The 20,049-nt window shown below is 69.7% G+C and carries 21 protein-coding genes; 8 read left to right on the top strand and 13 right to left on the bottom strand.

All coding sequences use genetic code 11. The features are described from left to right. Positions 1-66 precede the first annotated feature (66 nt). Positions 67-681 (top strand): TetR/AcrR family transcriptional regulator, encoded by a 615-nt coding sequence (locus AC1ROC_RS07295; protein WP_168690269.1) that lies wholly within the window; start codon positions 67-69, stop codon positions 679-681. A 6-nt stretch (positions 682-687) separates the two neighbouring features. On the opposite strand, the gene AC1ROC_RS07290 is transcribed toward AC1ROC_RS07295, so the two are convergent. From AC1ROC_RS07290 to AC1ROC_RS07235, 12 genes are all read right to left on the bottom strand, one after another. Next, positions 688-1,359 carry a Type 1 glutamine amidotransferase-like domain-containing protein gene (locus tag AC1ROC_RS07290; protein ID WP_492999116.1) on the bottom strand — a complete coding sequence of 224 codons (672 nt, stop codon included), beginning with the start codon at positions 1,357-1,359 and terminating at the stop codon, positions 688-690. 28 nt (positions 1,360-1,387) lie between these two features. Further along, positions 1,388-1,906 carry a DUF2127 domain-containing protein gene (locus tag AC1ROC_RS07285; RefSeq protein WP_492999114.1) on the bottom strand — a complete coding sequence of 173 codons (519 nt, stop codon included), beginning with the start codon at positions 1,904-1,906 and terminating at the stop codon, positions 1,388-1,390. Positions 1,907-1,978: 72 nt separating this feature from the next. After that, positions 1,979-3,151, bottom strand: coding sequence for an acetyl-CoA C-acyltransferase (locus AC1ROC_RS07280; RefSeq protein ID WP_492999112.1), 1,173 nt, complete (start codon positions 3,149-3,151; stop codon positions 1,979-1,981). Continuing rightward, positions 3,148-3,819 carry a CoA transferase subunit B gene (locus AC1ROC_RS07275; RefSeq protein WP_168690265.1) on the bottom strand — a complete coding sequence of 224 codons (672 nt, stop codon included), beginning with the start codon at positions 3,817-3,819 and terminating at the stop codon, positions 3,148-3,150. Before AC1ROC_RS07275 ends, AC1ROC_RS07280 begins: the two co-directional genes overlap by 4 nt. Positions 3,820-3,831: 12 nt before the next feature. Then, positions 3,832-4,551, bottom strand: a complete 720-nt coding sequence (locus AC1ROC_RS07270; protein ID WP_168690264.1) for a CoA transferase subunit A — start codon at positions 4,549-4,551, stop codon at positions 3,832-3,834. A 17-nt stretch (positions 4,552-4,568) separates the two neighbouring features. Further along, positions 4,569-5,549: a cyclase family protein gene (locus AC1ROC_RS07265; RefSeq protein WP_085369021.1), complete on the bottom strand. Its 981-nt coding sequence runs from the start codon at positions 5,547-5,549 to the stop codon at positions 4,569-4,571. After that, complete coding sequence (locus AC1ROC_RS07260) at positions 5,530-6,321, bottom strand: IclR family transcriptional regulator (RefSeq protein WP_143465720.1); 792 nt, start codon at positions 6,319-6,321, stop codon at positions 5,530-5,532. The genes AC1ROC_RS07265 and AC1ROC_RS07260 overlap by 20 nt, the downstream gene beginning before the upstream one ends. A 65-nt stretch (positions 6,322-6,386) precedes the next feature. After that, entirely contained in the window at positions 6,387-7,466 is a 1,080-nt protein-coding gene (locus AC1ROC_RS07255) for an extracellular solute-binding protein (protein WP_168690263.1), read from the bottom strand. 71 nt (positions 7,467-7,537) lie between these two features. Next, positions 7,538-8,677: an ABC transporter ATP-binding protein gene (locus tag AC1ROC_RS07250; RefSeq protein ID WP_492999107.1), complete on the bottom strand. Its 1,140-nt coding sequence runs from the start codon at positions 8,675-8,677 to the stop codon at positions 7,538-7,540. A gap of 9 nt (positions 8,678-8,686) precedes the next feature. After that, positions 8,687-9,568: an ABC transporter permease gene (locus AC1ROC_RS07245; protein WP_168690259.1), complete on the bottom strand. Its 882-nt coding sequence runs from the start codon at positions 9,566-9,568 to the stop codon at positions 8,687-8,689. Continuing rightward, a complete protein-coding gene (locus tag AC1ROC_RS07240) occupies positions 9,565-10,434 on the bottom strand; it encodes an ABC transporter permease (protein WP_085369016.1) in 870 nt (289 codons plus the stop codon). Before AC1ROC_RS07240 ends, AC1ROC_RS07245 begins: the two co-directional genes overlap by 4 nt. Before the next feature lie 5 nt (positions 10,435-10,439). Further along, positions 10,440-11,216 carry an IclR family transcriptional regulator gene (locus AC1ROC_RS07235; RefSeq protein ID WP_085369015.1) on the bottom strand — a complete coding sequence of 259 codons (777 nt, stop codon included), beginning with the start codon at positions 11,214-11,216 and terminating at the stop codon, positions 10,440-10,442. 203 nt (positions 11,217-11,419) lie between these two features. On the opposite strand from AC1ROC_RS07235, the gene AC1ROC_RS07230 reads away from it, so the two are divergent. Genes AC1ROC_RS07230 through AC1ROC_RS07200 form a run of 7 tightly spaced genes read left to right on the top strand, consistent with a single transcriptional unit; the run spans position 11,420 to position 18,566 of the window. After that, on the top strand, positions 11,420-12,343 hold the full coding sequence (locus AC1ROC_RS07230; protein WP_085369014.1) for a DUF6282 family protein: 924 nt from the start codon (positions 11,420-11,422) through the stop codon (positions 12,341-12,343). After that, a complete protein-coding gene (gene kce, locus AC1ROC_RS07225) occupies positions 12,340-13,272 on the top strand; it encodes a 3,5-dioxohexanoate:acetyl-CoA acetone transferase (protein WP_085369104.1) in 933 nt (310 codons plus the stop codon). Before AC1ROC_RS07230 ends, kce begins: the two co-directional genes overlap by 4 nt. 24 nt (positions 13,273-13,296) lie before the next feature. Beyond that, a complete protein-coding gene (locus tag AC1ROC_RS07220) occupies positions 13,297-14,211 on the top strand; it encodes a cupin domain-containing protein (protein WP_492999102.1) in 915 nt (304 codons plus the stop codon). Between the two features lie 2 nt (positions 14,212-14,213). After that, entirely contained in the window at positions 14,214-14,996 is a 783-nt protein-coding gene (locus AC1ROC_RS07215) for an HpcH/HpaI aldolase family protein (protein ID WP_492999999.1), read from the top strand. 37 nt (positions 14,997-15,033) lie between these two features. Next, entirely contained in the window at positions 15,034-15,804 is a 771-nt protein-coding gene (locus AC1ROC_RS07210; RefSeq protein ID WP_085369011.1) for an SDR family NAD(P)-dependent oxidoreductase, read from the top strand. Positions 15,805-15,850: 46 nt separating this feature from the next. Continuing rightward, complete coding sequence (locus tag AC1ROC_RS07205) at positions 15,851-17,077, top strand: iron-containing alcohol dehydrogenase (protein ID WP_492999100.1); 1,227 nt, start codon at positions 15,851-15,853, stop codon at positions 17,075-17,077. Positions 17,078-17,102: 25 nt separating this feature from the next. Further along, positions 17,103-18,566, top strand: coding sequence for an NAD-dependent succinate-semialdehyde dehydrogenase (locus tag AC1ROC_RS07200; protein ID WP_492999098.1), 1,464 nt, complete (start codon positions 17,103-17,105; stop codon positions 18,564-18,566). A gap of 10 nt (positions 18,567-18,576) precedes the next feature. Here the strand turns inward: AC1ROC_RS07200 and pdxR are convergent, their stop codons facing one another. Continuing rightward, positions 18,577-20,004 carry a MocR-like pyridoxine biosynthesis transcription factor PdxR gene (gene pdxR, locus AC1ROC_RS07195; RefSeq protein WP_492999096.1) on the bottom strand — a complete coding sequence of 476 codons (1,428 nt, stop codon included), beginning with the start codon at positions 20,002-20,004 and terminating at the stop codon, positions 18,577-18,579. Positions 20,005-20,049 lie beyond the last annotated feature (45 nt).

The following is a 20,049-nucleotide window of genomic DNA, read 5'->3' as shown; positions in this document are numbered from 1 at the left end:
TTAAGTACCGTAAATCGGCAAGCGATTTACGGGAACACCCGAACCCGGAAGGTAGACTCCTCTCCCATGTCCGCCGACGCGACGCAGCCCTCCGGTCGACCCCGGGACTCCGGGCTCGAGCACCGCATCATCGAGGCGACCCAGGATCTGCTGATCGAGCGGGAGTACGTCGGCACGACGATCGCCGCTGTCGCGGCGCGTGCTCGCTGCGGCAAGTCGGCGATCTACCGCCGCTGGGAGACGAAGGTCGATCTGGTCGTCGCCGCCGTGCGCGCGACCCAGACCAGGCTCGACCCGCAGGACACCGGCTCGCTGCGCGAGGACCTCCGCCGCACCGCGATGCACTTCGCCGGCTCCGACGAACGCTCCGGCCGCATCCTGGCCAGCCTGCTCAGCGCCCTCGGCAGCGATCCGGACCTCTATCAGGCCGCCAACCGCGACGTCGGCAGTCCGCCGGCCGCTGCGCTGAGGGAGGTCATCGAACGGTGGATCGCCAGAGGAGTCGTGCCCGCCGACGTCCCGGTCGCCCTGATTGCGGGGCTCGTGCCCACCGCCGCGTTCGGCAGCGTCGTGCTGCGCAAGCAGTACCTCGACGAGGAGGCGGTGACCGAGCTCATCGACCGGGTGGTCCTGCCCGCTCTGGGGCAGCCGACCGGATCGGCGGAGCGCTCGACCCCGTGAGCCGCGTCAGCGGTCGAACTGCTCCCAGTGCCCCTCGCTGATCACCTCGACACGGCCCCCGACCACGGCGATCGCGGTCTGATCGTCGATCGCATACGACCGGCCCGGGATGCGCTCGGCCCAGCGCCGCGCGGCCTCGAGCGTGTTCTCCGTCCAGCCCGGGTAGTCCAGGTGCGGGAAGATCGAGAAGTCGACCAGGCCGAGCGTCTCGTCCGGCCCCTCCGGCTGCCAGTCGAGGAACTCCGTCCCCACGCGCGGAGTCAGCACCATGCTCCCGGCACTCACTCCCACCCAGACGGTGTCGACGAGTTCGGGCAGCATCCCGGCCAGGCCGGACTGGAGCATCCACGTGGAGAGGTATCTCGCCTCCCCGCCGTCGACCAGCAGCACATCGGCGTCGCGCACCCAAGGCATCCACCGCTCCTCCGCGATGCTCGGCAGCGCCGTCAGTTCGAGCACGCCCACCGACTCCCAGCCGAGTCCGACCAGCCCGCCTTCGCCCTCCCAGCGGTCGGCCGTCGACCTCCACACGCTCTCCGGGCTGCAGAGCGGCTGCCCCCACTGCGCGGTGGGGATGAAGAGGGCGCGGCTGTCGGCGATCGGCTTTCCGAGCATCCCGATCAGCGATGCGCGGATGCTGTCGTTGGTGACCCCGCCCGATGTGAGCAGCAGCTTCATCCTCGTCCCCCGTCCGATGCCTGGAATCCTAACTCGTGACGTGCCGCCGGAAGATCCAGTCGACGGTGCCCCGCCAGGTTTTCCGCAGCTCGCGGTTCCGGCGCCACTCGCGCCAGGTGAGCCAGATGATCACCACATCCAGGATGGTCAGGACGACCACCCCGACGGACGGCGCCGTGACGAGCTCGTACACCTGGAACACCACGAACACACCGAGCGCGGCCATCGCCCACGGGTAGACGCGCCGGGATCCGACCAGCAGCGCGACGACGATCGCCAGCTTCACCACACCATGCAGCACCAGGTAGGCCGCGATGAACATCTGACTCCCGGTGTGCAGGTGAGAGACGCCGTGCACGAGAAGGTTGGCGACGAGGTCGTGCGGATCCTCGGTGAGTTCTCTCGACGTGGCCGCGTGGGCGGCGGACTTCACCTGGCCGGGTGTCACGAAGAGCAGCACGATCCCGCCGATCGTCTCCAGGAGTCCGTCGATTCCTTTGAAGAGCACCCCGACGAGGAACACCAGGTCGAGTACTCGCTCCCTCATCGTTCCCCCGCTTCTCGGATGCGCCGTCAACAACCATTGTCGGCGATCCCCTGGGCGGAGCAGAACGCGCCGTCACACCGCCTCGAGCACAACCGCGGATCCCTGACCTCCACCGCCGCAGATGCCCGCGGCGCCGAGCGAGCCGGCTCCGAGCGCGGTCAGCCTGCGTGCCAGGTGACCGACGATCCTGGCTCCGGATGCTCCGATCGGGTGACCGAGCGCGATCGCGCCTCCGTGTGTGTTGACGATAGCGGGGTCGACGCCGAGCTCGCGTGTCGAGTGGACGGCGACGGCCGCGAAGGCCTCGTTGATCTCCACGGCGCTCAGTTCCGTCGACGAGAGTCCCGCCGTCGTCAGGGCGGCATGGATGGCACGGGCGGGCTGGGCGTGCAGCGAGACGTCCGGGCCGGCGACGAACGCGTGCGAGCGGACGCGGGCGATGCCCGCGATGCCGCGAGCCGCCGCGGCTTCCGCGCTCATCAGCACCACGGCGGCTGCGCCGTCCGTGATCTGCGACGAGTTGCCCGCCGTGATGGTGCCGTTTGCGCCGAAGGCCGTCCGCAACCGGCCGAGGGACTCCACCGTGGTGTCGGCTCGGAGCCCGTCGTCTGCCGTGACGATGACCTGGCCCTTCCTTCCCGGAACGCCGACAGGGACGATCTCCGCGGCGTGCGCGTCGGCCGACACCGCCAGCCGCTGGTGCGACGCCGCCGCCCACGCGTCCTGCTCGGCGCGGTCGAGGCCGAGTCGCGTGTTCCCGTCCTCCGTCGAGGAGCCCATCGACCGTTTCTCGAACGCGTCGGTGAGGCCGTCCCGTTCGAGGGTGTCGACCAGCTCGATCGCACCGTACCGGGAGCCCGCCCGCGATCCCGGCCAGGCATGGGGTGCGAGCGACATCGACTCCTGGCCGACGGCCACGACGATGGAGGCCTCTCCCGCGTCGATGAGCCTCGCACCGTTGACGACGGCCTCCATCCCGGACAAGCACACGGCGTTGAGTGTCATCGCCGGAACGGTGAGCGGGATCGCGGCTCCGACAGCGGTCTGGCGCGCCGGATTCTGCCCCGCCGCGGCCTGGAGCACCTGCCCGGCGAACACCGCATCCACCTCGGCTGCGGCGATCCCGGCGCGCTCGAGCGCGCCGCGGACGGCGGTGGCTCCCAGCTCGGTCGCCGGGACGGCGGCGAACTGTCCGGTGTACCGGACGAACGGGGTGCGCGCGTACCCGACGATGAGTGCGGTCACGCGGACACCACCCCGGCGGAGAAGACGGGCTGCGACTCCGGCAGCGTGAACGCCGCCGCCGTCTTCTCCCGCAGCTCGGCCTCCGTGACGCCGGGCGCCGTCGCCCGCAGCACCAGCCCGGCGGGGGTGACGTCGAAGACGGCGAGGTCGCTGATGATCCGGTCCACGACCCCTGCTCCGGTGAGTGGCAGATCGCAGGTGGTCACGATCTTCGGGGTCCCGTCCTTGGAGACGTGGTCGGTGAGCACGATGACCCTGGGCGTGCCGGCGACCAGGTCCATCGCGCCGCCCATCCCTTTCACCAGACGGCCGGGGATGGTCCAGTTGGCCAGGTCGCCGTTGGCTGCGACCTGGAGAGCGCCGAGAACGGCGGTCGATACGTGGCCGCCGCGGATCATCCCGAACGAGGTCGCCGAATCGAAGCAGCTGCCGCCGTCGAGGAGCGTGACGGTCTGCTTGCCGGCGTTGATGAGGTCGGCGTCCTCCTCGCCCTCGTAGGGGAAGGGGCCCATTCCGAGGAGGCCGTTCTCGCTCTGCAGGGTCACCCGGACGCCCGGCGGCAGGTGGTTGGCTACGAGCGTCGGGATGCCGATTCCGAGGTTGACGTACTCGCCGTCGCGCAGTTCGGAGGCCGCGATGGCCGCCATCTCGTCTCTGGTCCATGCCACGGTCTTCTCCTCCTACGCGTCCGCGGTGATCCGGGGCCGGACCGTCCGCTGTTCGATGTCCTTGACCCGTGGCCGCGCGGTCACCAGACGCTGCACGAAGATGCCGGGGGTCACCACGGCATCGGGGTCGATCCAGTCGTCCGTCACCTGTTCGGCCTCCGCAATGGTGATCCGCCCGGCGGTCGCGACCAGCGGGTTGAAGTTGCGGGCGGTGCGGCGGTAGACGAGATTGCCCTCTCGATCCGCCAGCCAGGCGTGCACCAGCGCGACGTCCGCGACGATCCCGCGTTCCAGGATGTACGGCTCGCCGTCGAACAGCTCGACCGGCTTGCCCTCCGCCACCGGTGTGCCGACGCCCGTCTTCGTGTAGAAGCCGGCGATGCCGGCGCCACCGGCGCGCAGCCGCTCCGCGAGCGTGCCCTGCGGGGTGAACTCCACTTCCAGGACGCCGTCGAGGTACTGCTGGGCGAACAGCCGGTTCTCGCCGACGTACGAGGCGATCACCCTGGCGACCTGCCGGTTCTCCAGCAGCAGCCCGAGGCCCTTCCCGTCGACGCCCATGTTGTTGGAGACGATGGTGAGCCCGGTCGCACCCGTGTCCCGCAGGGCCTCGATGAGGTCGGTGGGGTTGCCGCTCAGCCCGAAGCCGCCGACAGCGATCACGGACCCGTCGTGCACCACCTCGTGCAGCGCCTCTGCGGCAGTGCTCCAGATCTTGGACGCGCCGGACACGTCACTCCGTCCGGCGCTCACTTGATGGCCATCGCGTTCGGCGGGGAGCCGACGCCGCCGAGCAGGTTGAGCGGTTTGCAGGTGAGGAGGAACTCGTAGACCCCGTCCGCCGCGCAGTCCGCGGCGAGCTCGTCCAGCTTCCACAGCTCGCCGAGTGCCATGCCGAGGAGCGCGATCAGCGGGCGGTGCAGCATCCCGCTGTGGTCGACCCCGCGGGGCGGTGGCTTCTCGCCGGGGGTGCGGAAGTCGCTGTCCAGGACGGGGTCGGCCTCGACCGCGAGGTTGTCGGCGGCCACGAGGGCGATCTCGTGGTCCCACAGCCAGCGCAGCACCTCCTCGCGCTGTGCGAGCCCGGGCGACTGACGCCACGGGGTCCGCAGCCGCTCCTCCGGCGTCTTCGCGAGGTATTGCTCTGCCCAGCCCGTGCGCAGGAGCAGGAGGTCGCCGCCGTGCCACGACACGTTCTGCCTGGCGGCGATGTCGTCGAGCATCGCCGCATCCACGACGATGGTCGACGCCGGATCGTACGGCTCGCCGATCGCGGTGAAGTAGCGGGGCAGGTCGAGCAGCACGCCCCGGCCCACGATGCCGGCGTCCGCCCAGGTGTGCACCCCGAGCTCGATCGAGCCGGCGGTGTTGTCCGCGGAGGAGAAGCCGTTGTAAAAACCGTGCTCGGGATGCCCGATGTGGCGCAGGGCGTCGATCTGCGACGACGACTGCAGATAGAAGGAGTCGACGTAGTCGTCCCTGTGCCATTCGTTGTTGGAGAAGATGTGGTGCTCGAGCGGCCGGCGGGTGCCGGTGGGATACGGCTCGAACGCGGTGATCGGGTGGTCGAGTCCGAACCGGCGGCCGGTGCGGACGAGACGCGCGGCGTCTGCGACGCGGTCGGGGGTCAGGAAGTTGATGGTGCCGAGCCGGTCGTCGGCGCCGAAGACGCCCCAGCTCGAGCGGGGAGGAGTCGCGGTGGCGAGCTCGTCATAGGTCGGGATTCTCATGTGGTCGTCCGTCCGGGATGCGGCGGAGCTCGTTGGTGAGCGCCGCCGTCGTGTTCAAGAGTGCGGTGATGATGGGCGAGCCGGCCGTGAGGTCGGCTTGCGGGTCTGCGCCGAGGAGGCCGACGGTGGCGGCGATCCCGTATTCGTCGAAGACAGGGGCCGCGAGGGAGAAGACGCCGCCGGACTGCGGGGTGATGCAGTATCCGGATCGCCTGGCTGTGTATACGGCAGCTTCCAGCTCGGCCCGTTCAGCGGACGTCGCCCCCTCCGTCACCCAGCCGAAGGCGCGCTCGTCGTCCAGGTGGCCGAGGAAAACCCGCGTCTGGGCGGCCGTCGCGTCGAGCTGGGAGCCGGCCCGCACGGTGACGACGGCGGTCCTGCTCCTGTCCTCCTCGACCAGTGCGACGACCGGGCCGCGGGCTCCCCAGAGGCTGAGCACCGCCGTCATGCGGACGGCGGCGCTCAGCTCGGCGAGGTACGGCGGCGCGATCTCGGTCACCCGGCGCCGGGTGAGGGCGTGGATCCCGAGTTGGAGCATGAGCCCGCCGAGGGCGAACGACCCGCGCCTCGCCCCGCGCTCGAGGATCCCTGCCGCAGCGAGCGACGCGCAGTATCGATACGCCGTGGTGCGGTTCAGGCCGAGCCGCTCAGCCACTTCTGCTGCCGTCAGATCGGTCGTGTGCGGACCGAAGAGGGAGCAGATCTGGCCGACGCGGGCGACCGCCTGGATGTCGGATCCGGATGCTTCGCCACTGCCTTCGATGTTCGCCATGCCTGAAGCGTAGTTCAGGGTGTGGACATCGTCGGGGCGGAAAGACCCGAGCGCGGGGCGGGTGATCACCCGGCGAGCCAGGTGGTCAGCTTGGTGGAGGTCTCGTTGAAGTTCTTCGCGTACCAGTCGACGTCCTGGAGCACAGTGCCTCCCTTGTTGACCGGACCGTAGACCTGGACCTGCTTGGTGTACTGGTCGAGTTTCGGCTTCGCCTCCTTGTTCACCGGGGCGACGCCGAGCAGCTCGGAGATCTTCGCGACCTGCTCCGGCTCGACCACGCTGGAGATGAAGTCGACCGCCGCCTTCTTGTTCGGCGCTCCCTTGGGGATCGCGAAGGCGTTGAGCGCAGCGACGGTCTCGTCCCAGACGATGGTCAGCTTCATCCCGCTCTGGAGCAGGGGCACCAGCCGGGAGTCCGGCAGCAGGAACATGTCGACCTGCTTGGACTGGACCGCCTGCTGCAGCGCTCCCACGTTGGGCGCGAACGTCGTGACGTCGCGGATCTCGCTGAGCTTGTCGAGCGCGCGGTCGACGTCGAGCGGGTAGAGGTCGTCCGGCTTAACACCGTCCGCCAGCAGCGGGTACTCCAGAATGCCGTTCTGCAGGTTGGTGACGATGCCGCGCTGCCCGGGGAACCGCTTCTTGTTGAAGAAGTCGGCGACGGTCTTCGGGCCGCCGTTGGGGAAGGCGTCCGTGCGGTACGCGATCGGTGTGGCGTTGATCCAGTTGCCGATATAGCAGTCGCCCACGGTGCCCTTGACGAGCTGGCTCTGGTCGACCTTGGACAGGTCGAGCTTCTCGAAGAGCGTGCCGCAGTTCTGTTGCGCGGCGTACGGCGCGGTCGCCACGACGTCCCACTGCACGGAGCCGCTGTCGACCTGCGCCTTCACCTGGGCGACGTCGGGCGGCGAGGTGTTCACGAACGTGATGTTCGGGTGCGCAGCGGTATACGGCTTCTGCCAGGCCTGGATCTGTGCGTCCTGGCCGGCGCCGCCGTAGCCGACGTACGTGATCGTCGCGGGCGCGTCCGCCTTCGCGCTGGTGCTGCTGGGGGCGCCGGCGCTGCCGCCTGCGCATCCGGAGAGCAGGGCGGTGACCGCGAGTGCGGCGACGCCGATGGGCAAGGTCCTGGATCTGGACACCATTGTCGTTTCCTTCTTTGTCGGGTGGTGCTGGTGGGTTCGGTGCGGGAGGGGGGTGGTGCGGTGCGCCGCGGTCAGGCGGCGACGATCCGCTGGCGTTCCGGCTTCCACCAGGCGGTCACCTCGTCGCCGAGGAGCACGGTGGAGTCGAGAGCGTCGATGCGGGCCCGGCCGAGCTGTCGCGTTCGGCCGAGCTCGAGCATGGCGGTGCGATAGGAGCCCATGTACTCCAGGTCGCGGACGGTGGCGCGCACGGTGTTGCTGCCGGCGGGAACATGGGCGGCATCGAGGGTGATGCGCACATCCTCCGGCCGCACGACCACCGCCGCGTGCGCGTTCACGCCGGGATGGTCGGCGACGGTCGCCGGGTCGACCGCCCAGGATTCGCCCTCCCAGCCGACGCGTGCGCCGATGGATGCGTCCGACAGGTCGAAGACGTTGGAGTCGCCGAGGAAACGGGCGGTGAACAGCGTGTCCGGCCGCCGGTAGAGCTGCTCAGGAGAGCCGACCTGCTCGATCTGCCCGCTGTTGAAGAGCGCGATCCGGTCGGAGAGGTTCATAGCCTCCTCCTGGTCGTGCGTCACGAAGACGAAAGTGGAGCCGACCTCGCGGTGGATCCGCCGGATCTCGGTCTGCAGCGCCCCGCGCAGGTTGCGGTCGAGTGCGCCGAGCGGCTCGTCGAGGAGCAGCGCAGCCGGGTTGAACACGATCGCCCTGGCGAGTGCGACGCGCTGCTGCTGTCCCCCGGAGAGCTGCGACGGATAGTCGCCGTCGCGCCCGGGAAGCTGGACGAGCTCCAGCACGGCGGCGACCCGCTGAGCGATCTCGGCCTTCGGGACCTTGCGCTCCCGGAGCGGGTACGCGATGTTCTGCGCCACCGTCAGATGTGGGAAGAGCGCGTAGTTCTGAAACAGCATCCCGAGGTTGCGCTTGTGCGGAGGCAACGATCCGACGTCGGTTCCGTTCAGTGCGATGGTGCCGGAGGTCAGCGTCTCGAATCCGGCGATGAGGTTGAGCGTCGTGGTCTTGCCGGAGCCGCTGGGGCCGAGCAGGGTCATGAACTCGCCCGGCTCGATCGTGAGCGAGATGCGGTCGACGGCCGGGGCGGCATTGCCGTACTGCTTCGTCACGTCCGCCAGCCGGATCCGGGTGCCCTGACGGGCGGTCGTTGCTGCCGCCGACCGAACGGCGGTTTCCTGGGTCGAGAGGGTCAAGGCGGTCTCCTAACGGGTCTTCTTCTTGCGGCTGCCGACGATGAGCGGCACGAGGAAGATGATGGTCACCGCGACGACGACGAGGCTCGACGAGGCGGAAATGGTGGGGTCGAGCTCGAACGTGACGCTGTTGTACATCTGCACAGGGAGCGTCTGGAACGTGGGCGAGCGCAGGAACAGGGCGATCACGACCTCGTCGAACGAGGTGACGAACGCGAAGATGGCTCCGGTGAGCACGCCTCGGCTGATCAGCGGCATGGTCACGGTGAGGAACGACCGGAACGGCGCTGCCCCGAGAGAGGCGGAGGCGCGCAGCAGATTCGCGTCGAACCCGCCGAGCGCCGTCGACACGGACACCAGCACGAACGGCACTCCGAGCGCCGCGTGGGCGAGCACGTAGCCGAGCAGGCTCCCGACCAGGTGCCACTGGAGGAAGGAGATGTACACGGCCACGGCCACGACGATCGCCGGGGTGACCATCGAGATCATCAGCAGCGTGCGCAGGAAGCCGGCGAACCTTCCAGCCAGCCGGTCGAGCCCGACCGCGGCCGCAGTCCCGACCACGGTCGCGATCAGCGCGGCCAGGATGGCCACGAGGAAGGAGTTGCCGAGCGAGGTGAGCCAGATCGGGTCGGTGAAGAACTTCTCGTACCAGCGCAGGGAGAAGTCCGTGGGCGGGAATTCGAACGCGGACGCCGAGCTGAAGCTGAGCGGGATGACCACCAGCGTCGGGAGGATGAAGTAGAGGGCGACGGCCGCACCGATGACGATCAGCCACCAGGGGATCGGGTCGGTCCCGCGGTCGCGGCGGCGCCGGGTCCGCCCTCCGCGGCGCTGCGCTGCCGCGTCGTCGTCGATGCTCGGGGCCGCGTGCTCCTGCAGTGCGGTCATCGCTGCTCCTTCGTTGGGGATGTGCTGGTGACGCCGATCGCCGAGATGGTGCCGCCGAACCTGTTGGCCCAGGCGACCAGCGCGAGCGTGATCACCAGCACGAGGATGCCGAGGGCACCTGCTCCGGCGAAGTCGAGCAACTGCGTGGTCCGCTGGGCGAGCAGTTGGGCGATCAGCGACTGCTGCGGGGACCCGAGCAGCGCGGGAGTGACGTAGAAGCCGAGGCTCAGCGTGAACACCAGGATGAGCCCGGAGACGACACCGCCGCGGGAGAGCGGCCAGTAAACCTTCCAGAACGCTACGAGTGGCGACGATCCCAGGCCGCGCGCTGCCAGCAGCAGCCGGCGGTCGATGGCGCCCAGCGAGCTGAACAGCGGAAGCACCATGAAGGGCAGCAGCACCTGGCTCATCGCGATCGTGACACCGAGGACGCTGCCCTGGAACGCGATGTCGCCCGCTCCGAAGAACTCGAAGACGCTCTGCACCGGTCCGCCGCGCTGCAGCAGCACGATCCAGGCGTAGTTGCGCGCCATCACCGACGTCCAGAACGGGATGAGCACGATCACCAGCATCACGCCGCGCAGCCGTGGTCCCACCCTGGTCATCAGGTAGGCGTACGGGTAGCCGAGCAGGAACGCGACGATGGTCACGATCACCGCTGTGACCGCCGTCCGGCCGAGGACCGTGAGGGTGACCCCGTCCGTGAACAGTTTCGCGTAGTGGTCCAGTGTGAATTGGGGCGCGCCGAAGCTGCGCACCAGGCTCTGGCCGAGGGGCACCAGGAGCACCACGGCCAGCAGGCCGAGTGCCGGCACCAGGAGCAGCCAAGCCGGGCGCGGCCGCCGTGGCCTCGTCGTCGTCGTCATCCGTGTCATCCGTTCACCATCGCGCCGAGTTGCTCGGCGGCTTCTCTGAGCATCGCCACACGCTCCGCAGACTCGCCGGAGGCGGGGAGCATCGTCGTGGTCCCCAGGACGGCCATCGCCGCCTGGATGTCGTGGTCGCCGAACACCGGCGCCGCCACGGACGCCAGTCCGACCCTGCCGAGATCGGCCCAGGCGATGCGGTCGCGGCGGATGAGGGCCAGTTCGGCGTTCTCGCGCCTGGCCTCCTCTGCATCGAGTCCCGCGTGCAGGCGAGGGACAACGGTCGGGTCGGACTGGAAGGCGAGGAGCACTCTGGTCTGGGCGGCTTTGAGTTCGAGCGCCGCACCGACCCTGACCGTCAGCACGATCGTGCCGGCGTTCGCCTCCTCGACGTGGGCGACGACCGCGCCGGAGCGGCCGAGGAAGCTGAGGACAGCGGTCAGGCCGGTGGCGTCGGAGAGCTGTCGGAGCATCGTCGGGGCCAGCGACAGGATCTGCTGTCTGCTCGACACCAGTCCGGAGAGCTGGTCGATGAGGCGGCCGGGGCCGTACGACGCGCTGAGGAAGCCGGACGCCTGAAGCGAGAGCAGGTAGCGGTGCGCGGTCGTGCGGTTGAGGCCGAGGCGCTCCGAGACGAGGGCGGGGGAGAGCGTCCGCGTGTGCTGGTCGAAGAGGTCCAGGACCATCGCGGCGCGCTCGATCGACTGGATGCCGCCCCTGTCGGAATCGGGGAGGGCGATCGCCCGGGGCTCGTCGCCGTGTGCTGCAGTCTGCTCGATCATGACTCACCTCCTCGTCGAGGGTCGAAGCGTTGTCAGCGTTCAGTAAAGCAAGTAAATGTCCATAATGCAATCCACAATTTCGGATCATGAACATTCCGGATGAGCTAGAGCGCAGCGTTTTTCGAGACTTCCAGTGGACAAGGGCTGCTTTCGTCCGTATTCTGAACGAAAAGTACGTGATCCGAACACAAGGAGGTTCTCGGATGCTCGCCACCGATGACACGCCCACCCCGTCCCCCGCGCTGCTGAAGGTTCTCGAGGGAGCCGTCGATCTGCATGTCCACTCCGGCCCGAGCCCGTTCCCGCGCCGGCTCGATCACGTGGAGGCGTCGTACGACGCCGCACGCATCGGCATGCGCGCCATCCTGATCAAGTCGCACCACCACAACACGGTGATGGACCTGCTCGCGATGGGCGACCGCCTCAGGGAGGCGCCGACCCCGGCATATGGCGGGGTCGCGCTCAACTCGGAGGTCGGCGGCATCAACCCGTCGGCCGTCGCCGTCGCCATCCAGATGGGCGGTCGCGCCGTGTGGGGGCCGACGGTCTCGGCCGGCCAGCATATCCGCGCGCACAGCCACGACGACGGGTTCCCGACCGCCGGGTCGAACCTGGAAGAGAAGGAGGAGACGGTCTGGGCCGCCGACGGGAATGTCTCGGCGGAGACCGTGCGGGTGACGCAGCTGATCGGTCAGGCAGACATCATGCTCTCCGGCGGCCACCTCGACGCCGAGTCGATGAAGGCGCTGTTCGCGACCGCGAAGGAGAACGGCGTGCGTCGCCTGCTCCTGCACCACCCGGACTTCATCGTCAACGCATCGGACAACGATGTGGAGGAGATGATCGGCCTGGGCGCCTTCGTGGAGCACGAGTTGTCGATGTACCACCCGGGCGTCCCCGCCCCCGGTTTCCCGATCTCCCAGCTCGTCGACTGGATCGAGAAGGTCGGACCCGAGCACACGGTGATCGACTCCGACCTCGGCCAGAAGGGCAACCCGCTCCCGGTCGACGGCTACCTGTATGTGGTGCAGCAGCTGCTCGACCACGGGGTGAAGGAGCAGGACATCCGGCAGATGATCTGCCGCAACACGGCGTTCCTGCTCGGCCTCGAGGCGAGCAACCGATGAAGGCGGCAGAGAAGGTGATCATCAGCACGGCCGTCACCGGCTCGGTGAACGTGCCGTCGCAGAGCGATCACCTGCCCCTCTCCGCCGACCAGGTGGTTGCGTCGGCGCTGGAGGCGGTGGCAGCCGGGTCGGCCATCATCCACCTCCACGCCCGCCACCCGGATGGCCGCCCCGCCTGGGAGGCCGAGGTGTACGAGCAGATCGTGCCGCGCATCCTGGAGCAGACGGATGCGGTGATCAACATCACCACCGGCGGCTCGTCGGCGATGTCGATGCAGGAGCGCCTGGCCGGAGCCCTGCGATTCGCCCCGGAGCTGGCATCCCTCAACATGGGCTCGATGAACTTCGTGTACTCCGGGATCGCGGACAAGGTGACGGAGTGGAAGCACGAGTGGGAGCGGCAGTACGTGCTGAACACGTACTCCCAGCCGTTCATCAACTCCTTCGACCGCATCGAGTACACCCTGCGCGAGCTCGGAGAGAAGCTCGGGACCCGGTTCGAGTACGAGTGCTACGACATCGGGCACCTCTACACGCTGGCATACTTCGCCGACCGCGGGCTCGTGAAGCCTCCGTTCCTCATCCAGGGCGTCTTCGGCATCCTGGGCGGCATCGGCGCCGACCACGCGAACCTGACCCACATGGTGGCCATCGCCGACAAACTCTTCGGCGACGAATACGCCTTCTCGGCCTTCGCGGCCGGGCGCGCACAGCTGCAGTTCGGCACCCACAGCGCCTGGCTCGGCGGGCACGTCCGGGTGGGACTGGAGGACAGCCTGTGGATCGGCAAGGGAGAGCTCGCGACGAGCAACGCCCAGCAGGTCCGCAAGATCCGCGCCGTGGTCGAAGACCTCGGCCGGCCGATAGCGACGCCGGACGACGCCCGCCGGATGCTCGCGCTCAAGGGCGCGGACCTGGTCACGCTCTAAGCACACGGACGAGAAGGAACGAACATGACGATGTATGCCAAAGACGACATCCGCTCGCAGCTCGCCGTCGCGCAGCCGACGGCGCGCGCGATCGACCCGGCCACGCCGATCAAGCCGTCGCAGTGGATCGCGTTCCACGACCTCGAGTCGTCGTTCGTCGGGGAGGCCGGTGGCCGGACCTGGGTCGCGCGGGCCGCGAACCTGGTGATCGCGTACTCCGAGGCCAAGGCCGGCGAGGTTTTCTCGCGCACCGGGCAGCCAGACGAGTATGCGGTGCTGCTCTACTCCGACAGCGCGCCGTTGCGCATCACCGCCGGCGGCCGGACCGCTGAGGTGGTCGAGGAGGCGTTCGTCGCCGTGCCTCCCGGGGACAGCACGGTGGAGGTGCTGGCCGATGGTCCGGTCATCCGGTTGTTCTCGACGGTCGACGACGCCCTGCGCGCGACCGCCGTCAACGCCGACGCCTATGCGGAACCCGACCTCCGGGCGGCTCCTCTCGAGCCGTGGCCGGACCCGGTCGGAGGCTTCCGGCTGCGCGTCTACCTTCTCGCGGACACCCCGATCGCGGATGGCCGCTTCGGCCGGATCTTCCGCACGACGAACCTCATGGTCAACTTCCTCGCCGAAGAGCCGGGGCCCCGCGATCAGCACAAGCTCTCTCCCCACCACCACGACGACTTCGAGCAGATCTCGTTCGGCGTGAAGGGGCGCTTCGTGCACCACATCCGCTATCCGTGGGGACCGGACTCCGCCCAGTGGCGGCCAGACGAGCATCGCGAGATCGGCACGCCGTCGATCTGCATCATCCCGCCGCCAACCGTGCACACGACCCAGGGCGTCGGCGGCCATCAGCAGCTCCTCGACATCTTCTCGCCCCCGCGCGAGGACTTCTCGGCCTCCGGCTGGGTCCTCAACGCCGACGACTACCCTGCGCGGTGAGCATGCTGCCTCGATCGAGCATGTTCAAGCAGGCACTGTCCGTGTCCACCGGCCCCGCCATCGGCACCTGGGTCAAGCTGCCGGCGATGGAGAGCATGGAGCTCATCGCCCACGCCGGCTTCGACTTCGCGGTGATCGACCTGGAGCACTCGGCGATGAGCGTCGAGACCGCTTCCCGGCACATCGGGGTCGCCCTGCTCGCCGGTGTCTCGCCGATCGTGCGCATCCCGGCGCTCGACGGCGGTCTCGTGCAGCGGGTCCTCGACGCGGGAGCGGAGGGCATCATGCTCCCGCACGTCGACACGGTCGCTCAGGCGCGAGACGCCGCGGCGGCCGTGCGGTTCGCCCCCCTCGGCACCCGCGGGGTCGGAAGCACGAGCCGCGCCGGCGGCTGGGGTGCGATGCCGCGCTCGGAGTATCTGCGCTACGGCAACGAGGAGGTGGTGCTGATCGCCCAGATCGAAAGCGCAGCCGCCGCCCGCTCCGCCGAGGAGATCGCGTCGGTCGACGGGGTGGACGCCCTGCTGATCGGCGCCGCCGACCTGTCTACCGCCGAAGGCCGTACAGAGACCGACCCGGAGATCGTGGCCATCATCGAGACGGCGATCCGCGGCGGTCACGCTGCAGGTGTGCCGGTCGGCAACGCCGGGGGAGCGTCGGCCGCGTCGGTGCAGGCAGCCGTCGACGCCGGGTACCGTTTCACGATGATGAGCAACGACGCGAGTCTGCTCGGCGCTGCCGCAACGTCCGCGCTCGCCGCGGGGAGGACGGTCACCTATGCCTGACACCCGCCGGCCCGGCTCCCTCCCGGAAGGAACTGCAATGACCGTACCCTCTCGATCGCCTCTGCTCGCCGGCAAGGTCGTCCTCGTCGTCGGCGCCAGCGCAGGCATCGGCGCCGACGCGGCCCGGGTGTTCGCCGCGCACGGAGCGTCCGTCATGCTCGTCGCCCGCACGGAGGGCCCCCTGCGCGCCGTGGCCGACGAGCTCACCGCGGCCGGGCACGATGCAGCACACGCCATCGGCGACATCAGCGTCGCCGCAGACGTCGCCAGGGTCGTCGACGCCACCGTCGAGCGCTTCGGCCGGCTCGACGGCGCGTTCAACAACGCCGGCCTGACCCAGGGCGGCCGCCTGGACGAGGTGTCCGAGGAGGACTTCGACCGCATCCTCGCCGTCAACGTCAAGGGCGTGTGGCTGTGCCTCCGCGAGGAGCTGCGCATCATGCGGCAGGCGGGGGCGGGCTCCATCGTGAACGTCAGCAGCATCGGCGGTCTGCGCGGCAGCTCCGGGATGGGCGCATATCAGGCCACCAAGCACGCCGTCATCGGTCTCACCCGCACCGCGGCGCACGACAATGGGCCGGTGGGCGTGCGCGTCAACGCGCTCGCGCCCGGCCCCACGGAGACGCCCATGCTCGACCAGACCCGCGCCGCCATCCCCGGCGGGGTCGAGGCGCGCATCGCCGCCACGCCGCTGCGCAAGGTCGGCAGCGGGGCAGAGGTCGGCGAGGCAGCAGCCTGGCTGTTGAGCGACCTCGCGAGCCACATCAGCGGCGTCGTGCTGCCCGTCGACGGGGGTTTCAGTGCCTGACCACGCATCGCCTGACCCCGCATCGCACCAGAGAAGAGGAACCACCATGCCAGCCTCCGGCACCCTCCGGCTGCCCCCGCGCATCCACTTCGGTTTCGGCGTGCGCGCCCAGTTGCCGCGGGTGATCGCCGAGCACGGGAGCCGCGTGTTCGCCGTCGTCGACCCGATGCTCGCATCGTCGCCCGAGTTCCTCGCCGTCCTGGACGGGCTCGACCGGTCCGGCCTCACGGTCGAGGTCCACACCGACGTGCTGCCCGAGCTGCCCGTCGACTCGCTCACCGCATCCGGAGCAGCAGCCGCCGCGTTCGCCCCTGACGTGGTCCTCGGCTACGGCGGCGGCAGCGCACTCGATGCAGCGAAGCTGGTGGCACTGCTCGTGGCCCACAGCGGTGTTCTGAGCGACTACTACGGCGAGAACCGGGTGCCGGGTCCGGTGCTGCCGATCGTCGCCGTGCCCACCACCGCGGGAACGGGATCCGAGGTGACGCCTGTCGCGGTCGTCTCCGACCCGGCGCAGACGATGAAGATCGGCGTCTCCAGCCCGTATCTCGTGCCAGCGGCTGCCCTGGTGGATCCCGAGCTCACGCTCGGAGCACCGCCGTCCGTCACCGCGTTCTCCGGCATCGACGCCCTCGTGCACGGGCTCGAATCGTTCACGGCGGCCGACCTGCCGCTGGACTGGTCGGGGGACCTCCCCGTCTTCACCGGGCACAACCTGTTCGCCGACCGTCTCGCCCTCGACGCGATCCGCGCCATCGCCCCCAACCTCGCCGGCGCTGTCGCAGACGGCGGCGACCGGGATGCGCGTGAGCAGGTCGCGCTCGGCAGCCTGCTTGCCGGGATGTCGTTCGGCCCGAGCGGAACCCATCTCTCGCACGCGCTGCAGTACCCGATCGGAGCGTTGACCAAGACCCCCCACGGACTCGGCACCGGACTCATGATCCCGTACGTGCTTCAGGCGTGCGTGCCCGTCATCCCCGAGAAGCTGGCCGCGATCGACGCGGCCATGGGCGGAACGGAGACGGACACCCGGATCGCCGCGCAGGATGCGGTGGACCGAGTAGCCGACCTCTGCCGCACCATCGGCATCCCCGGCAGTCTCGCCGAGCTCGGCATCGAGCGCGACCAGCTGCCGCACATCGCCGAGCTGGCGCTGCGCTCGAAACGTCTCGTCGACATCTCGCCGATCGGCTCCGACCCCGCACTGCTGCTCGCCATCCTCGAGGCGGCCTACGCGGGCGACCGCGCCATGCTCGCCGCCCCCGTCCGCTGACCACCACCCTCCCTGGAGAACGCCCATGACCAGCACCCTCCCCGCGCCGACCACGGCCTCCCTTCCCCTCCTCTCCGACCTGTTCATCGACGGCGAATGGCGGCAGGGATCGGCCGGGACGACGTTCCCCGTCGTCGACCCGTCCGACGGCAGCACCATCGCCGACTTCGCCATCGCCACCCGCGAGGACTGCCTCGCCGCCGTCGAGGCTGCCTCTGCGGCGCAGGCGGCCTGGGCGGACACCCCGCCCCGGCAGCGCAGCGAACTGCTGCGCGCCGCATACGAGGTGCTCACCGACGAGGTGGAGCTGTTCGCCGAAATCATGATCCGCGAGAACGGCAAGTCGTACGCAGACGCGATCGGCGAGGCGAACTACGCCAAGGAGTTCTTCCGGTGGTTCGCCGAGGAGGCCGTGCGCATCCCGGGCGAGTACCGGCTCTCCCCTGCCGGAGACAAGCGCATCGTGGTCGACCGCCAGCCGATCGGGGTCTCCCTGCTGATCACCCCCTGGAACTTCCCGGCCGCGATGGCGACGCGCAAGCTCGCGCCGGCGCTCGCCGCCGGCTGTACGGTCATCCTGAAGCCGGCCAGGGAGACGCCGCTGACCGCCGCGTACGTGGTCGACGTGCTGCGCAGGGTCGGCTTCCCGGCGGGTGTGGTGAACCTGGTCACCCCGGTGCCGACCGGGCCGATCGTCGCCGAGATGCTCGCGCATCCTGCTGTCAGGAAGCTTTCCTTCACCGGTTCGACCGAGGTCGGCCGCGAACTGCTGCACGCCTGCGCTGACACGGTGGTGAGCGCGTCGATGGAGCTGGGCGGTAACGCCCCGGTGGTCGTCCTCCCCGGCGCTGACCTCGACGTGACGGTGCGGGAGTCCCTGCTGGCCAAGATGCGCAACGGCGGCTCGGCGTGCACTGCGGCGAACCGCTTCTACGTGCACTCCAGCATCCACGACGAGTTCGTCGCACGCCTGGCCGGCGAACTCGGAGCGCTGAAGGTCGGCCCCGGCCTCGACCGGTCCAACCAGCTCGGCGCCCTGGTCTCCGTCAAAGAGCGCGACAAGGTGGCTGCTCTCGTGGACTCGGCGGTGCGCGACGGTGCGACCGTCGTGCAGGGTGGCCGCAGCTCGGCGGTGGGTGCGTTCTACGACGCGACCCTGGTCACGGATGTCCGCCACGGCTCCGAGATCAACGCGAACGAGATCTTCGGACCGGTCACCGCCGTGGTGCGATACGACGACGTGGACGAGGCGGTGCGGATGGCGAACGACACCATCTTCGGCCTGATGGCCTACGTCTTCGGCGAGGAGCGGGAAGCCATCGCGGTCGCACGCCGCCTGGAGGCCGGCATGATCGCCATCAACCGCGGCGTGGTGAGCGACCCCGCCGCCCCCTTCGGCGGCGTCAAGCAGAGCGGGCTCGGCCGCGAAGGCTCCAGCGAGGGCATTCTGGAGTTCCTGGAGGAGAAGTACCTGGCCCTGACGGCGTGATGCGGGCACGTCACCGGAGCAGGTCGGCGACGGCCGCCACCCCAGCGCGGATCGACTCCTCCGACGTGTTGCCGAACCCGAACACCAGCTGCGGCGGATACGGGCTGTTCGTCGAGCGGTACGTGCTCATCCCGTAGAGCGCGACCCCGCGCGTGCGGGCCTCGTCGACGATCTGCTGCTCGTCCGCATCCGGTGCCAGGTGGGCGACCGCGTGGAACCCCGCCGCCAGGCCGGTCAGTCTCACCGTCGGCGCGTGCGCCAGCAGAGCAGAGGCGAGCGCGTCGCGGCGGGCGGCGTAGATGGTGCGCATCCGGCGGAGGTGCCGGTCGTAGCGTCCGGACTCGATGAGACGGGCGAGGGCGAGCTGGTCGAGCGTCGGTGCGCCGCGGTCGGCGGACTCCTTCGCGGCCGCCACTTCGTCTGCGAGCCAGGCCGGCGTCACCGTCCAGCCCAGGCGCAGGGCGGGCGCGAGTGACTTGCTCACGGTTCCGAGCGTGACCACCCGGTCCGGCGCCAGCCCCTGCAACGATCCGATCGGTTCGCGGTCGTAGCGGAACTCGGCGTCGTAGTCGTCCTCCACGATGATGCCGTCGCGGCGCACGGCCCAGGCGAGCAGCTCGCGGCGCCGCTCGGGGGCGAGAACGACGCCGGTCGGCCACTGGTGCGCGGGGGTCAGCACCACCGCGCGTGCTCCACTCGCGTCGAGCGCCGCCACGTCGATGCCGAGCTCGTCCACCGGCACGGGCACAGCCGAGCCGCCGACCGCCTCCGCCGCGCGCGTGACCGTGCCGATCGAGCCGGGATCCTCCACCGCCATCGTGGCGATGCCGCGCCGGGCGAGTGCGCGGAACGTGAGCGCGACGCCCTGGGCGAATCCCGCGCACACGACGATCTGGGCAGAGCGAGCGTTCATCCCCCTGACGCGCCGGAGGTACGCGGCGACCACCTCCCGCAGGCTCGGGTCTCCGCGCGGGTCGCCGTAGTCGAAGGCGGCGTTCGGGGCGCTCCTCGTCGCTTCGCGGATGGCCCACGTCCAGTCGTCGCGCGGGATCGTGCCGAGGTCGGGGACGCCGGACGCGAAGTCGGCGACCCGGGCGGGTGGGGTGTGCGGCACCCCGACGGTCGGCGCCTCCCCGACTCCCTCGACCGGCTCGACCGACTCGACTTGCACCGCGGCGACGCCCCTCCCCGACCCGGTCTGCGCGACGAGGTATCCCTCCGACCGCAACTGCTCGTAGCAGTCTTGGACCGTTCCCCGGGCCACGCCGAGGCTGGCGGCGAAATCGCGCGAGGAGGGGAGCCGTTCGCCCGTCGCGAGCCGCCCATCCTGGATCGCGGCCCGCACTTGCGACTGCAGCTGGGTGCGCAGGGGAACGCCGGAGTCGCGGTCCAGCCGGACCAGCAGCTCGGGACTCGAATTGGACCACTCCACCGCCATGCGAATGGATCTTACCGCCATGCCACCCCGAATTTAGGGTCGTTT

The sequence above is a fragment of the Leifsonia sp. GW821-FHT13C05 genome (assembly GCF_058806515.1).
Note: the sequence above shows the minus strand (reverse complement) of the source record. Positions and strands in the feature narration are given on the sequence as shown.

Bases quoted from the DNA above. Each gene is read 5' to 3' on its own strand.
- AC1ROC_RS07295 (WP_168690269.1), top strand. From the start codon at position 67: ATGTCCGCCGACGCGACGCAGCCCTCCGGTCGACCCCGGGACTCCGGG.
- AC1ROC_RS07290 (WP_492999116.1), bottom strand. From the start codon at position 1,359: ATGAAGCTGCTGCTCACATCGGGCGGGGTCACCAACGACAGCATCCGC.
- AC1ROC_RS07285 (WP_492999114.1), bottom strand. From the start codon at position 1,906: ATGAGGGAGCGAGTACTCGACCTGGTGTTCCTCGTCGGGGTGCTCTTC.
- AC1ROC_RS07265 (WP_085369021.1), bottom strand. From the start codon at position 5,549: ATGAGAATCCCGACCTATGACGAGCTCGCCACCGCGACTCCTCCCCGC.
- AC1ROC_RS07260 (WP_143465720.1), bottom strand. From the start codon at position 6,321: ATGGCGAACATCGAAGGCAGTGGCGAAGCATCCGGATCCGACATCCAG.
- AC1ROC_RS07255 (WP_168690263.1), bottom strand. From the start codon at position 7,466: ATGGTGTCCAGATCCAGGACCTTGCCCATCGGCGTCGCCGCACTCGCG.
- AC1ROC_RS07245 (WP_168690259.1), bottom strand. From the start codon at position 9,568: ATGACCGCACTGCAGGAGCACGCGGCCCCGAGCATCGACGACGACGCG.
- AC1ROC_RS07240 (WP_085369016.1), bottom strand. From the start codon at position 10,434: ATGACGACGACGACGAGGCCACGGCGGCCGCGCCCGGCTTGGCTGCTC.
- AC1ROC_RS07235 (WP_085369015.1), bottom strand. From the start codon at position 11,216: ATGATCGAGCAGACTGCAGCACACGGCGACGAGCCCCGGGCGATCGCC.
- AC1ROC_RS07230 (WP_085369014.1), top strand. From the start codon at position 11,420: ATGCTCGCCACCGATGACACGCCCACCCCGTCCCCCGCGCTGCTGAAG.
- kce (WP_085369104.1), top strand. From the start codon at position 12,340: ATGAAGGCGGCAGAGAAGGTGATCATCAGCACGGCCGTCACCGGCTCG.
- AC1ROC_RS07220 (WP_492999102.1), top strand. From the start codon at position 13,297: ATGACGATGTATGCCAAAGACGACATCCGCTCGCAGCTCGCCGTCGCG.
- AC1ROC_RS07215 (WP_492999999.1), top strand. From the start codon at position 14,214: ATGCTGCCTCGATCGAGCATGTTCAAGCAGGCACTGTCCGTGTCCACC.
- AC1ROC_RS07210 (WP_085369011.1), top strand. From the start codon at position 15,034: ATGACCGTACCCTCTCGATCGCCTCTGCTCGCCGGCAAGGTCGTCCTC.
- AC1ROC_RS07205 (WP_492999100.1), top strand. From the start codon at position 15,851: ATGCCAGCCTCCGGCACCCTCCGGCTGCCCCCGCGCATCCACTTCGGT.
- AC1ROC_RS07200 (WP_492999098.1), top strand. From the start codon at position 17,103: ATGACCAGCACCCTCCCCGCGCCGACCACGGCCTCCCTTCCCCTCCTC.
- pdxR (WP_492999096.1), bottom strand. From the start codon at position 20,004: ATGGCGGTGGAGTGGTCCAATTCGAGTCCCGAGCTGCTGGTCCGGCTG.